We start from the raw sequence: 13973 nt of genomic DNA, 5'->3' as shown, positions 1-13973 counted from the left end.
TGCGACCGGTCCTCAGGCCGCCGTGGCCAGCTCTTCGCGCGGGACGAACCGCACGTGCGGGCGGCCCGGGCGGAGGTCGACCTTGAGGCGGAGGCCGCCCACGCGAGCCAGCATGAAACCGACGCCCAGTGCGGCCACCAGTGAGAACGCACCGCCGACCACCATGCCCGTACGGACCCCGTAGGCGTCGCTGACCCAGCCGACGATCGGGGCGCCCACCGGCGTACCACCGGCGAAGACCATCATGTACAGGCTCATGACCCGGCCGCGCATCGCCGGGTCGGCGGCCATCTGGACGCTCGTGTTCGCGCTGATGTTGGTCGTCAGGCCGATCATGCCGATCGGGACCAGCAGGATCGCGAAGAGCCAGACGGACGGCGACAGGGCCGCGACGATCTCCAGCAGACCGAACACCGTGCCGGCGGCCACCAGCATCCGCAGCCGCGAGGAGCGGCGACGGGCGGCAAGCAGGGCGCCGACGAGGGAGCCGGCCGCCATGAGGATGTTGAAGAACGAGTACATCCCGGCGCCGCCGTGGAAGATCTCGTCCGCGAAGGCCGTGAGCCAGATCGGGAAGTTGAACCCGAACGTGCCGACGAAGCCGACCAGGACGATCGGCCAGATCAGCTCGGGGCGGCCGGAGACATAGCGCAGGCCCTCCCGCAGCTGCCCCTTGGCGCGCGGCACGACGGTGGCCTTGTGCAGCTCGCTCGTACGCATCAGCATCAGGCCGACCAGCGGGGCCGCGAAGGACAAGCCGTTGAACATGAAGGCCCAGCCGCTGCCGACCGTGGTGATCAGGACACCCGCGACGGCGGGGCCGATGAGCCGGGCGGACTGGAAGTTCGCCGAGTTGAGACTGACCGCGTTCCGCAGCTGGGCGGGACCCACCATCTCGGAGACGAACGACTGGCGGGCCGGGTTGTCGACGACCGTCACCATGCCGAGCAGGAACGCGATGAGGTAGACGTGCCACACCTGGACGACACCGGAGAGCGTGAGCACCGCGAGGGCGATCCCGCACAGGCCGAGAGCCGCCTGGCTGACGAGAAGAAGCTTCCGCTTCGGGAGACGGTCGGCGATGACGCCGCCGTACAGGCCGAAGAGAAGCATCGGAAGAAACTGGAGGGCCGTGGTGATGCCGACGGCGGTGGCGGATCCGGTGAGGCTCAGGACGAGCCAGTCCTGCGTGATGCGGGACATCCAGGTACCGGTGTTGGAGATCACGGCGCCCGTGGCGAACAGGCGGTAGTTACGGATCTTCAGCGACGAGAAGGTCCCGCCGGGCTTGCTCTCGTGGGTGGAAGTCGGTGCGGGGGCGGAGTCTGCTCCGGATCCCGTACTCAAAAGGGTTCGCCTCCTCGGGCGTATACATTTCGCTGACTGACGGGATGCGGCGGTGCGGGCGGTGCGCCGGCCGTGGTCCGGCGTGGCCGGCCCCGCTACAGGTGGGCGAGCTTCTCCAGCACGGGCGCCGCCTTGCGCAGCGTCTCCCACTCTTCCTCGTCCAGGCCCTCGGCGAGGGTGGTCAGCCAGGCGTTCCGCTTGGAGCGGCTCTCTTCGAGCATGGCTTCCGCCTGTTCGGTCTGGCTGACCATCTTCTGGCGACGGTCATCGGGGTGCGGTTCCAGTCTGACCAGTCCCTTGGCTTCCAGCAGCGCGACGATGCGAGTCATCGACGGAGGCTGCACATGCTCCTTGCGGGCCAGCTCACCGGGCGTGGCCGAACCGCAGCGGGCGAGCGTGCCGAGCACCGACATCTCGGTGGGGCTCAGCGACTCGTCGACGCGCTGGTGCTTCAGGCGTCGGCCGAGCAGCATCACGGCGGAGCGAAGGGAGCTCACGGCGGCCGCACTGTCGCCGTCGTGGATCAGGTCAGGCATGTTCATTAGCGTAACTCATTACCTACCCTAAAGACCATTCGTGTTACACGCGCGAGAGCCACATCACCCAATCGATCACCCGAACGAGTGAGTTGGATCTGGAAAGTGACGCCAGACGACCTCGTGGGCCGTAACCCTGCTTGCCATGGGATCGACTGTGCTCAGCCTGCGGATAGACGGTGAGCTGCTCGACCGGCTCAGGCAGCATGCCGCCAAACGCGGAATGAGCGTCCAGGACTATGTCGTCCGGACGCTCATTCGGGATGACTTCGACGAGCGCTTCAAGGCGGCCGTCGACGAGACGGAGAAGTTCTACGGTCCGGAAGGGACCGCAGGGATCAGGGCGGAAGAGGTCACGTGAGGCCGAGGGCCGGCATCGCGTAGTAGAAGACGAAGACCGCCGACACCACGTACATGGCCGCCGGCACCTCGCGCCAGCGCCCGGCCACGACCCGCAGCACGGAGAAGGCGATGAAGCCGATGCCGATGCCGTTGGTGATCGAGTACGTGAACGGCATCATCAGCATGGCCAGGAAGGCCGGGATGGCGAGCGTGTAGTCGCTCCAGTCGATGTCCCGCACCGAACCCGAGATGATCAGGAAGCCGACCGCCAGCAGCGCCGGGGTGGCCGCCTGCGACGGAACCATGGTCGCCAACGGCGTCAGGAACAGCGACACCGTGAACAGCAGACCCGTCACGATGCTCGCGAGGCCGGTGCGGGCACCCTCGCCGACACCCGCCGTGGACTCCACGAAGCAGGTACCCGCCGAGGCGGAGCTCGCACCGCCCGCGGCGACCGCGATGCCGTCGACGAACAGCACCTTGTTGATGCCCGGGAAGTTGCCGTCCTTGTCCGTCAGCTTCGCCTCGTCGCCGACACCGAGGATGGTGCCCATCGCATCGAAGAAGCAGGACAGCAGCACGGTGAAGACGAACAGGATGCCGGTGAGCACACCGACCTTGTCGAAGCCGCCGAACAGACTGACCTTGCCGATCAGCCCGAAGTCCGGGGTGGCGACCGGGTTGCCCGGCCACTGCGGGACGGTCAGACCCCACGCCTCGCCCGGCAGATGGGCGACCGCGTCGATGATCATCGCGACGACCGTCATCGCGACGATGGAGATCAGGATCGCGCCCGACACCTTGCGGACGATCAGCGCGAGGGTGAGCAGCGCGCCGAGGACGAAGACCAGAACCGGCCAGCCGGTGAGGTGGCCGTCGCTGCCGAGCTGGAGCGGCACGGTGGTGTGCGCGGCGTCCGGGATACGGGAGACGAAGCCCGAGTCGACCAGGCCGATCAGCAGGATGAAAAGGCCGATACCGATCGCGATGCCCTTGCGGAGCGACTTCGGTACGGCGTGCATCACGCGTTCGCGAAGCCCGGTCGCGACCAGCAGCATGACCACGATGCCCGCGAGGACGACCATGCCCATCGCGTCCGGCCAGCTCATCCTGGGAGCGAGCTGGAGGGCCACGACGGTGTTGACGCCGAGGCCGGCGGCCAGCGCGATCGGCACATTGCCGATGACGCCCATCAGAAGCGTGGAGAACGCGGCGGTCAGCACGGTGGCGGTGACCAGCTGCCCCCCGTTGAGCTGGTGCCCGTACATGTCCTTCGCGCTACCGAGAATGATCGGGTTCAGCACGATGATGTACGCCATTGCGAAGAACGTGGCGAATCCGCCGCGGATCTCGCGCGCAACCGACGACCCCCGCTCGGAGATCTTGAAAAAACGATCCAGGCCGTTGTGCGGCTGAGGAGCCGGAGACTGCTTGGAGTCGACCGAAGCGGTGGCCGAGGGGGACATGTATGACCTCAGTCGTACGTAGAGGGGGGGCTAAAAGTAGTCAGCTTTGGACTTTTACACGAATAATTCGAGTCAGCCGTAAGCAGATTCAGTATGAATACATAAGGCGAAGATCGCTATCTCCGCGCGTAGACCCTTGAGACGGCTGGCCTGCCGGCCTTTACGCATGCCGTCTTTACGGGCTACGGGAGGGGGTCGCAGGTGGGCCCATACACTGAGGTCATGGCGAAGTGGACACCGAAGCACGAGGCACCCGAGCCCCTGGAGGGGCCCGTCGTCGCCACCATCACCGGCGGCACGATCCTCTGGTTCGTCCTCTTCCTGGTCCAGTTGCCGTTCTACGGCTGGTTCGACGACCACGGGCACCTGTGGTGGGTGTGGACCTGCCTGGCCGGTGCGGGGCTCGGCCTGATCGGTATCTGGTACGTACGGGGGCGCGACGCGGCGATCAAGCGGGCGGCCGCGGCTGCGGCTTCCGGGGCTGCGGCTTCCGGGGCTTCCGCGCCGAGCGCAGGGACGGACACGGAGGGCACGTCGGGCGCCACGGCGTGAAACCGTCCGGCGCCTCGGTGCGCCGCCCGGCACCGTCCGGCACAGCCCGGCATCAGGGCCTCTGTACCACCGCAGGACCATTCCCCTCCTCCTCCGGTCTGATCTTCGGACCCCCGTTGGCCGAATCGGACGATCCACCCGTACCGTCGGAACCATGACGCAGCGGGCACCCCACTCCTTCGGCGAGCAGACCCCCGGGGCATCCGGCATTTCCGGCCGCCCCGGACCGGCCATGATCGACGCCGGGTCCGAGCTCGACCCGGTCCACCCGATGAAACTGCCGGCCCCGGCCGTGAGCACCCGCGGGCTGACCGCGGCCGAGGTGGCCGAGCGGATCGCCCGCGGCGAGGTCAACGACGTACCCGTCCGCTCGTCCCGTTCCGTCCGCGAGATCGTCCGCGCGAACGTCTTCACCCGGTTCAACCTGATCATCGGCGTGCTCTGGCTGATCATGCTGTTCGTCGCGCCGATCCAGGACAGCCTCTTCGGCTTCGTGATCGTCGCCAACACCGGCATCGGCATCGTCCAGGAGTGGCGGGCCAAGAAGACCCTCGACAGCCTCGCGGTCATCGGCGAGGCCAAACCCACGGTGCGGCGCGACGGGGTCTCGGCCGAGATCTCCACCTCCGAGATCGTTCTCGGCGATCTCGTCGAGCTGGGCCCCGGCGACAAGGTCGTCGTGGACGGCACGGTCGCCGAGGCCGACAGCCTGGAGATCGACGAATCGCTGCTCACCGGCGAGGCCGACCCGGTGCTGAAGCAGCCCGGCGACCTCGTGATGTCCGGCAGCTTCGTCGTCGCGGGCGGCGGCTCGTTCGCCGCCACCAAGGTCGGCCGTGAGGCCTACGCCGCACAGCTCGCCGAGGAGGCGTCCCGCTTCACCCTCGTCCAGTCCGAGCTGCGCACCGGCATCTCCACCATCCTCAAATACGTCACCTGGATGATGGTGCCGACCGCGATCGGCCTGGTCATCAGTCAGCTCGTCGTCAACAACAACGACATCAAGGGGTCGGTCGCCCGGACCGTCGGCGGCATCGTCCCGATGATCCCGGAAGGCCTGGTGCTGCTCACCTCGGTCGCCTTCGCGATCGGTGTCGTACGGCTCGGCCGCAAACAGTGTCTGGTGCAGGAGCTCCCCGCCATCGAGGGTCTGGCCCGCGTCGACGTCGTCTGCCTGGACAAGACCGGCACCCTCACCGAGGGCGGCATGGACGTCACCGAGGTCAGGGCGCTGGGCGGTGCGGACGACACGTACATACAGCGCGTGCTGGGTGCCCTCGGCGCGTCCGACCCCCGGCCCAACGCCAGCCTGCAGGCCATCGTCGACGCCTACCCCGACGGGGAGGTGTGGCGGTGCACGCAGTCACTGCCGTTCTCCTCGGCCCGCAAGTACAGCGGCGCCGCGTTCGACGAGGGCGGCGGCCGGGCGTCGGCCTGGCTCCTGGGCGCGCCCGATGTGCTGCTGCCCGAGCAGGACCCGGCACTCGCCGAGATCGAGCAGCTCAATGAACAGGGACTGCGGGTGCTGCTGCTGGCCCGCGCGCAGGGCGAGCTCGAAGGGCCGGACATGGCCGTCGGAGCCGTACCGAGCGCACTGGTCGTCCTGGAACAGCGGCTGCGGGCGGACGCCGGGGAGACGCTGGCCTACTTCGCCGACCAGCGGGTCGCCGCGAAGGTCATCTCCGGTGACAACGCGGTCTCCGTCGGCGCGGTCGCCGGAAAGCTCGGCCTGCCGGGCGCCGAGAACACCCTGGACGCGCGCCGTCTGCCCACCGACCCGGATGAAATGGCCACGGCCATGGAGGAGAACGCGGTCTTCGGCCGGGTCACCCCGCAGCAGAAGCGGGACATGGTCGGCGCGCTCCAGTCCCGCGGTCACACCGTCGCGATGACCGGCGACGGTGTCAACGACGTGCTGGCGCTGAAGGACGCCGACATCGGCGTCTCCATGGGTTCGGGCTCCGAGGCGACCCGGGCCGTCGCCCAGATCGTGCTGCTCGACAACAGCTTCGCGACGCTGCCGTCCGTCGTCGCCGAGGGCCGTCGGGTGATCGGCAACATCACCCGGGTCGCCACCCTGTTCCTGACCAAGACCGTCTACTCGGTGCTGCTGGCGATCCTGGTGGTCTGCTTCCAGGTCGACTACCCGTTCCTGCCGCGCCATCTGACCCTGCTGTCGACGCTGACGATCGGCGTCCCGGCGTTCTTCCTGGCCCTCGCCCCCAACAAGGAACGGGCCCATCCACACTTCGTGCGCCGCGTCATGCGGTACGCGATCCCGTCGGGCGTCATCGCCGCCGTCGCCACCTTCGTGACGTATCTGATCGCCCGGCACTACTACTCCGGTACGGGCGCGCTGGACGCCGAGACCAGCGCGGCCACGCTCACGCTGTTCCTGGTCTCGATGTGGGTCCTGGCGATCATCGCCCGCCCGTACACCTGGTGGCGGATCTGCCTGGTGGCGGCGATGGGGCTGGCGTTCCTGATCGTGCTGGTGGTGCCGTGGCTGCAGAACTTCTTCGCGCTGAAGCTGGTGGGAGCGACGATGCCGTGGACCGCGGTGGGGATCGCGGTGGTGGCGGCGGCCGGCCTGGAGTTCGCCTGGCGGCTGGTCGGCCGCCGCTTCCCGGCGTAGTTCCTGTGCTGCTGCGTACGGGGGCTACTTCACGTCGACGAAGTCGCCCGCGGTCGTGACGGCCGGGGTGGTGGACGTACCGGCGAAGCTGTAGCGCCAGTAACCGTCGACCGACGCCTTGACCGTGGTCTTCAGGTTGCCCGTGCTGTTCGTCCTGATCGTCTTGACCGTGGTGTACGTGGAGCTCGTCTTCTTGCGGAACTGGAGCTTCACCGGCTGGCCGGTGTAGCCCTGGTACTTGAAGGTCTCCCAGTTGGCCCGCGAGAGCTTCCCGGTGACCGTGATCGTCCTGCCCTTCTTCACGGGCTCCGGAGCCGCGTTCACCGTCAGCTTCGACAGCCGCTGCACACGGGCGGTGCTGTAGAAGTCGGTGAAGGCGATGTCGGTCTCGTTACCGGCCTGCGCACCTGCGGAGACGTGCCAGGTGCCGGCCAGGGAGTTCTTGTACAGGTCGTAGCGCGGGTAGACCGTGAAGGTCAGCTTGCAGGTCGAGGTCGTCGCGTTGACCTTGGTGCACTTCGCCGCGTCCTCGTTCGGCAGGATGGCCCCGTCGATGGTGTTCTGGGAGGACGGGTCCGTGCCGTGCCACAGGTCGGCGTAGGCGTCGACGACACCGGACGCGTGCGACGCGGTGACCGAGACGGAGATCGTCTTCGAGGCGGTGGTGCCCAGGACGATGTCCTTGCCGCCGTTGACGACGACCTTGGAGATGACGGGTTCCGCCGTGGCCGCGCGGGTGGCCGCGGCGGCCTTCGACGATCCCTTGGCGGCGGTGCCGAAGACCTCGGCACCCGACGTCGGCTTGTGCAGGTTCGCAGCAGAGTGGTCGCCCGCCTGGGCGGCCGGAACGACAAGAGCGGACAGGGCCAGGGCGCCGGAGACGGCAGCAACAGTGGCACGAATGCGCATATGTTTCCCCAGTGGAGAAAGGGGCCCCGCGGGTACGTGGTGCGACCCGGGCGGGGCTCGTTGGGTCTGAGAGTCTGCTGACTCGAAAGACCAGACCTCTTACGCATGTGAAGGGTTGTACGCAAAGTGGAGTTCTTGTGTGTCGTCCCGCAGTGAGAAACGCGGCGACCCACGCGGAGGGCCGTGCCCGGGGACGGAAACCGTCCCCGGGCACGGCCCGCGGTGGTGCATGTGGCGCGACGGAAATTACTTCACGTCGACGAAGTCACCCGCGGCCGAGACGGCCGGGGTGGTGGCCGTACCCGCGAAGCTGTAGCGCCAGTAACCGTCGACCGACGCCTTGACCGTGGTCTTCAGGGTGCCGGTGCTGCTCGACTTGATCGTCTTGACCGTGGTGTACGTGGAGCTGCCCTTCTTGCGGAACTGGAGCTTCACCGGCTGCGTGGCGTAGCCGTGGTACTTCAGGTCGTCGAAGCTCGCACGCGACAGCTTGCCGGTGACCGTGATCGTCTTGCCCTTCTTCACGGGCTCCGGAGCGGCGTCGACCGTCAGCTTCGACAGCCGCTGCACACGGGCGGTGCCCAGGCCTTCCTGCAGCGCGAAGTCGATCTTGCTGACGTCGGGGTTCGCCGGGTCCTGGCCGTTGAAGTCGACAGCGAAGCCCCCCGCCTTCCACGTCGTGGCGTCGGCGTTGCCGATCAGGTCGTACTGCGGCGAGATGGCGATCTGCCCCTTGCAGGTGGCGACCGTGGAGGAGACGGCCTTGCAGGTGGGGGCGGCATCGCCGTAGAGCTCGTTCGTCGGATCGTTGAACGAGCCGCGGTAGAGCGAGACATCGAGCGCGAAGTCCGAGGCGAAGATGTTCACATCGGCGGCGTGCGTCACGGTGAACGTGGTCGGCACGGTCTTTGTGGCGGTGGTGCCCACGGCGATCGGCTTGCCGCCGTTCACCGTGAACTTGGAGAAGGTGAGGTCGAGCTGACCGGGGACGCTCTCGGCCGCGAGGGAGCGCGCGCCGGACTTGGCGCCGGAGCCGGCAACGGTGGACTGAGCGGCACGCGCGACGTCGCTGACGGTCGAGCGGTGGGCGTCGTCGGCCTGAGCCGCCGACGGAATGACAAGGGCGGAGAGAGCCAGGGCGCCGGTCACGGCGGCCACGGTGGCACGAATGCGCATGTTCATTCCCCAACAGGAGAAGGGGGCCCGCGGAGGTCGTCCGCCCGCAGGCCCAAGATCGTCTGTGAAGCCTGATGGCTTCACAGGGAGAGACCACCGGGACATGTGAACGGTTGTGCGCCTGTTGGGGATTTCTTGTGCACTCGCCCGGTGCCCCGGCGCCGATGTGCTTCGGCGCCGCTCCGGCCCGTCAGTCGAACCAGCGGTCCCGGGCCAGTTCCTCCGTACGGGACGGGTCCTCCAGCAGCGCCGCGACCTCGAAGCGGCGCGGCCACTGCCCCGCCGCCCAGGCCAGGCCCGCAGCGACGCCTTCCAGCGTGGCGGCGTGCACGGTCCCGTCGGAGGTGTGGCGCCAGTCCAGTTCGACGCCGCCCGCGCGCAGTTCGCCGTGCTCGATGTACGCGTCCGGGGTTCCGGCGCCGAGCAGGACCCGTACCGAATCCGGCACTTGGTGCTCCTCGCCCTCCGTCGTCACCTCCGCCTCGACGCTCTCGCCGAGCCTGCGCACCTGGAACAGCTCCGCCAGATCGGCCGCGCGTGTCGGGGCGACCGGGAGCAGCGGGAGTCCTCCGGCGAGCGGCAGCAGATCCGGGGCGTCCGCGATCACGGCGTCCGCCGCGTCGACGACCCGGACCTCGCCGTCGACCACGGCCCGCAATTCGTCGGGCAGCGTGACCTGTTCCGGGTCGAGATCGGCCAGGGCCGTGTACAGGGAATGCAGTTGTACGGGGCCGACCACACGGTCCCCGTCCGCGAGCCGGCCGAGAAGTTCGGCGGCGCCGCCCGGCTCGTCGAGGAGGGCGGTCACGGACGTCCGTACGCCGAGGGCACGCAGCACCTGGGCATCGTCGAAGCCGGTCGCGTCGGCGGAGTCGTACAGTCCGGCCAGCCGCGGGTCGCCGCCCGCGGACCGCAGACCGGCCGGGCGGCGGCCGGCGAGCACGGGGTGGTCGCGCAGCCACCAGGCCGTGTAGGGGCGGACGGACTGCGTCGTGCCGTCGGGCAGCAGCACCCGCACCGGCTGGGTCAGCGCGTCGCGCAACGGCGGCTGGGCGAGCAGGGCGAGCGCCTGCGGCCAGGCGTCGTCGTCGACGAGGTCGAGGTCGCGAACGGCGACGAGTTCGGTGGCGACCGGTGGCACGGAGGTGTCGGGCAGTTGATCGAGGATGTCCTCGCACCACACGTCCACGGCGTCGAGCAGCCCGGCGTCGTCGGGCTCGACGAAGTCGCCCTCACGGGGCTCCAGTTCGTCCGGATCCAGGACGACATCGGTGGCCCGTACGAGGGCGAAGGTGGCGAGCACCCCACAGGCGGTGAGCGGCTGATCGCCCCAACGGTCGGTCAATTCCTGGTCGCAGAGCGCCAGTTCACCCTCCCGCATGATGGCCGCGAACGGGCTGCCGGGCAGCACGAGTTCACCGGCAGGCGCGGGTTCGCCGTCCTCGTCGGGAAGGGCGAGCGCGCCGAGCCAGGGCTCGTCACCCGGCGCCAGTTCCGCGTCCCGCACAAGGGTGAGGACGGTCTCCGCGAGCTCTTCGGCGTCCAGTGCGTCCTCGTCCCAGATCTCGCCCGCGTCCAGCGATCCGGCGACGGCTGCCCGCACCTGCGGGGTCGTCAGCACGGCGCGGGGCGTGGCGGGCAGGGCACCCAGCTTCTCCAGCAGCGGATGCGCGGCGTCCGGGTGCGCGACCTTCAGCCCGAGCCGGGCGAGGCGGCCCAGGACGGGACCGGTGAGTGCGTCGGGGAACGGGAGAAGGACCTGGCGGGGGCCGATGGCGGTGCGGGGGGCGGTCGGGGTCTCGGCGTCCTGTGCTTCCGGTGTACCGGCGAGCGGGACGGGCAGGCCGGAGAGACGGTCCGGGTCGATGCCGGACAGGCTGTCGTACAGCCGCCGCCACCAGCCGGGGTCGCGCTCCAGACCGGCGAGACGGTCGATCGCCTCGGTCAGCGGGACGCGGGCGATGCCGAGGGTGCGCAGTTCGCTGCGGCGCTCCAGTCCGGCGGGCAGCAGGCACGGCAGGACCTCGGCGAGCACCCGTACGGTCTCGGCGCCCACGCCTTCCAGCACCTCGGCCTCGATGGGGCGCAGCGCAGTGGTGGCCGTCGCGCGGATGCCGTCCGTCCGCGCGTCCCAGGTGACCCACCGGTCCGTTTCGGTGGTGGCGTCGCGCGGGGCGGCGGGCTCCAGGAACGCGACGCGCGGCAGCCGCTCCAGGATCGCGCCGCGCAGGGCGCCGTCCAGTTCGCCCTTGCCGAGCGGTCCGGGGACGAGGTCGATGGTGTCGATGGACACCGGCTGCCAGTCGGCGAGCAGCTCGGCGTACGCATCGGCCGCGCGCTGCACCAGGAAGTCGCTGAGCGGTCCCGGTGCGAAGTGGCGGCGGGTGGTGTCGAGCGGCAGCGACGCGATGAGCAGCGCGGGGATACCGAGGGGTTCGTCGGTGGGGGTCGGAGCGTGGACGACGGGGACGGTGCGGGGGCGCACCGGGGCGCCCTCCGTGTCCACCGGCACCGCCCAGGTGACCGACCAGTGCGGACGCAGACGTTCCTCGCGGGGCCGGTCGGCCAGCAGGGCGGGCTCGACGGGGCCGTGCCGGGTGACGGTGCGCCAGCGGTGCGTACCGTGCGCGGAGTCCTCGACGTGGGTGTACGGGCCGTGCTGCGACCGGCGCAACGTCCGTACGGTGTCCGGGGTTTCGATCACGATCTCGTCGAGGCCGCGCAGGGTGAGCAGGAGCGCGTCGTCGACCGCGTCGAGCAGCCGGACCACGAGGTCCTCTGCACCGCCGTCGCGCAGTGGGAGGACGACGACGGTGTCGTACCCGTCGGGTGCGGTGCCCTCGGCGGGCAGCGGGAGCCGCAGCAGGGGTACGTGGCCGTCGCGACGGCGGAGCTCGTCGCCGAGGCCCGGGCTGGCGAAGGCCGCCCTTGCGGCGAGGTCGCGGGCCTCGGCGAGGGACCACCGGACACCGCCGTGCCGGCCGACGACGGCGGGCTCGTCGCTCACCGCGAGCACGGCGGCGAACCCGACGCCGAACCTGCCGACGGCACCCTCGTGCCCCTCGCGCTTGGCGGAGGCGCGCAGGGTGGAGAGCGACTCCACGCCGGTGGCGTCGAGGGGGGCGCCGGTATTGGCGGCGGCGAGTGCGGCGGGGGTGTCCGCGGTCGCCGGGTGCAGGGTGAGGCGGAGCCGGCCGGGGACCTGTGCGCGGGCGGCGGCGTCGGCGGCGTTCTGGGCCAGCTCGACGACGAGGCGGTCGCGGTAGCCGCCGAGCGCGAGGTCCTCCTCGGCGTTGGCGTCCTCGCGGAATCTGGCAGGGCCGGCGCCCCAGGCGTCGAGCACGCCGCGTCGCAGCCGTGCGGTCCCGAACGGGTCGGCCCCCTCGGTCGCATTCATGCTCACGCTCTGACTCCGCTCTTTCCGGTTACGCGTTGCCCGTGCCGCCAGTGTGCGCCTGAAGGTACCGGGTCCTCTCGCCGGACGGGGTGTCGTGTCTGCGGGGCTGCCCACGGCAAGGCCGGATTCTGCCGCACCGCGCACCACCGCTCCGGTTCCGCCCTCGAACACCCGGACGGGCCGGGGTGCGCGAAATCAAGCCCGTCCGGCGATCGAGGACGGAACCGGTTCGCCGGGCGGGCCCGCAGGCGCGTCCCAAGCCCGTCGAGGGGGTCCCCCATACCCTTGAGGCCCCCTTGAGGCTGTGGGGGAGATCGAGGACGGAACCGGTTCGCGGGGCGGGCCCGCAGGTTCGATGGCCGGGCGCGCCGGAGAACCCCCCGAAACCTCGCCCCGCTCAGGAGTGACCGAGGTCCTCCGTCGGGCCGTCCGGTTCCGCCGGGACCGAGCCCGAGTCCCGCGCCGGACGCAACGGATACTCGTCCACCTGCATCGTGTCCAGCGCATGCGGCGCCGGCTTCGGCGGCTTCGGCATCACCGCCGCCTCCGAATGCCCACCGCACCCGTAGGACAGCGACACCACATGCCCGTCCGCCGGACCGAACTCGTTCGCGCACACCCCGAACGCCTGCTTCAGTGAACCCGCCAACGGCACCAGGAACGCGCAGGTGACACAGGACGCCGGAGCCGCCTGAGCCATCGGCGTCTTCGCGCCGAACGCCTCGTCCCACCGGTCGGCCGCCGTGTGCAGCCCGTAGCGCGACAGCACCCGCGCCCGCCGCATACCGAGCTCCTCCGCGACCGCCGCGACCGAGCCCCGGCTCGTCGTCGCGGGGCGCGTCGTCAGCTCCGCGTCCTCCGCGTCGACGAGGTCGGCCATCTCCTGGGACACCTCGGAGACCGCGGAGTTCGGCGGCGGCTCGTCCTCGCCGGTGTAGCCGGGCTCCAGGCGGATGTCGTCCGCCTCCGTGGGCAGCAGATCGCCCGGCCCCATGTCCCCGGGACGCAGCCGCTCGCTCCACGGCACCCACTCCGGAGCGAGGAGCGCGTCGCTGCCGGGCAGCAGCACCGTCTCGTCGAGGGTGACGTTCTTCGCGCGGGACGCCCGGGCGACCGTCACCGCCCAGCGCCAGCCCCGATAGCCCGGCTCCTCGCACTCGAAGAAGTGCGTGACGACCCGGTCCCCCTCGGAGACCACGGCCACATGCTCACCGACGACCCCCGGCGCGGCTGCTTCCTCGGCCGCCGCGCGGGCGAGGTCTACCGCCTCGGCGCACAGACGGTCGGGAACGGGGGTACGGGCCGTACGGCTTCGCGTCGTCACAGCACTCACAGGTCTCGCTTCTCTCCTACGCCAGTCTCACGAGCGCGCCAGCACATCCATCGATTCGGCCATGACGGATGCGGGCGGAGCGGACCTGAGGGCCGCGTCGACGTCCACACCCGTTGTGCCTGCCTCGGGCGCACCTTCTGCTATCCATTCTGCGGGATCGCCGATAGGCGCGCGGCCGAGAACAACCGCCGGTGGCGCGCTACGCACGCTACCCTCTCCGCCGCCCCCCGCCCACCTGCCCGTCCCAATCAAGGCCGTATCCGGCGCCGCGTCCCGTGCA

10 protein-coding genes are annotated in these 13973 nt (G+C 70.0%); 3 read left to right on the top strand and 7 right to left on the bottom strand.

What is annotated here, in order from left to right:
* Positions 1–12 precede the first annotated feature (12 nt).
* Together ACIPEK_RS08420 and ACIPEK_RS08415 are read right to left on the bottom strand one after the other, a co-directional pair.
* The gene (locus tag ACIPEK_RS08420; protein ID WP_401992294.1) at positions 13–1347 is read right to left on the bottom strand and encodes an MFS transporter; all 1335 of its coding nucleotides are present in this window, start codon (positions 1345–1347) and stop codon (positions 13–15) included.
* A 95-nt stretch (positions 1348–1442) separates the two neighbouring features.
* On the bottom strand, positions 1443–1883 hold the full coding sequence (locus ACIPEK_RS08415; RefSeq protein ID WP_093899797.1) for a MarR family winged helix-turn-helix transcriptional regulator: 441 nt from the start codon (positions 1881–1883) through the stop codon (positions 1443–1445).
* Positions 1884–2028: 145 nt separating this feature from the next.
* On the opposite strand from ACIPEK_RS08415, the gene ACIPEK_RS08410 reads away from it, so the two are divergent.
* Complete coding sequence (locus ACIPEK_RS08410) at positions 2029–2244, top strand: ribbon-helix-helix protein, CopG family (protein ID WP_176740457.1); 216 nt, start codon at positions 2029–2031, stop codon at positions 2242–2244.
* Here the strand turns inward: ACIPEK_RS08410 and ACIPEK_RS08405 are convergent.
* Positions 2237–3691 (bottom strand): NCS2 family permease, encoded by a 1455-nt coding sequence (locus ACIPEK_RS08405; protein ID WP_401992289.1) that lies wholly within the window; start codon positions 3689–3691, stop codon positions 2237–2239. The two genes, ACIPEK_RS08410 and ACIPEK_RS08405, sit on opposite strands and share 8 nt — an antisense overlap.
* A gap of 222 nt (positions 3692–3913) precedes the next feature.
* On the opposite strand from ACIPEK_RS08405, the gene ACIPEK_RS08400 reads away from it, so the two are divergent.
* On the top strand, positions 3914–4243 hold the full coding sequence (locus ACIPEK_RS08400; RefSeq protein WP_401992286.1) for a DUF2530 domain-containing protein: 330 nt from the start codon (positions 3914–3916) through the stop codon (positions 4241–4243).
* Positions 4244–4397: 154 nt separating this feature from the next.
* On the top strand, positions 4398–6878 hold the full coding sequence (locus ACIPEK_RS08395) for an HAD-IC family P-type ATPase (RefSeq protein WP_401992283.1): 2481 nt from the start codon (positions 4398–4400) through the stop codon (positions 6876–6878).
* Between the two features lie 24 nt (positions 6879–6902).
* Here the strand turns inward: ACIPEK_RS08395 and ACIPEK_RS08390 are convergent, their stop codons facing one another.
* From ACIPEK_RS08390 to ACIPEK_RS08375, 4 genes are all read right to left on the bottom strand, one after another.
* On the bottom strand, positions 6903–7787 hold the full coding sequence (locus ACIPEK_RS08390; protein ID WP_401992280.1) for a DUF5707 domain-containing protein: 885 nt from the start codon (positions 7785–7787) through the stop codon (positions 6903–6905).
* 246 nt (positions 7788–8033) lie between these two features.
* On the bottom strand, positions 8034–8963 hold the full coding sequence (locus tag ACIPEK_RS08385; protein WP_401992277.1) for a hypothetical protein: 930 nt from the start codon (positions 8961–8963) through the stop codon (positions 8034–8036).
* Between the two features lie 190 nt (positions 8964–9153).
* Positions 9154–12360, bottom strand: a complete 3207-nt coding sequence (locus tag ACIPEK_RS08380) for a sacsin N-terminal ATP-binding-like domain-containing protein (protein WP_401992717.1) — start codon at positions 12358–12360, stop codon at positions 9154–9156.
* Between the two features lie 397 nt (positions 12361–12757).
* Positions 12758–13693 (bottom strand): DUF3027 domain-containing protein, encoded by a 936-nt coding sequence (locus tag ACIPEK_RS08375; RefSeq protein ID WP_401992274.1) that lies wholly within the window; start codon positions 13691–13693, stop codon positions 12758–12760.
* Positions 13694–13973 lie beyond the last annotated feature (280 nt).

The sequence above is a fragment of the Streptomyces sp. NPDC088246 genome (assembly GCF_044741025.1).
Classification (GTDB): Bacteria; Actinomycetota; Actinomycetes; order Streptomycetales; family Streptomycetaceae; genus Streptomyces.
This window is presented reverse-complemented; position numbering and strand designations above follow the sequence as displayed.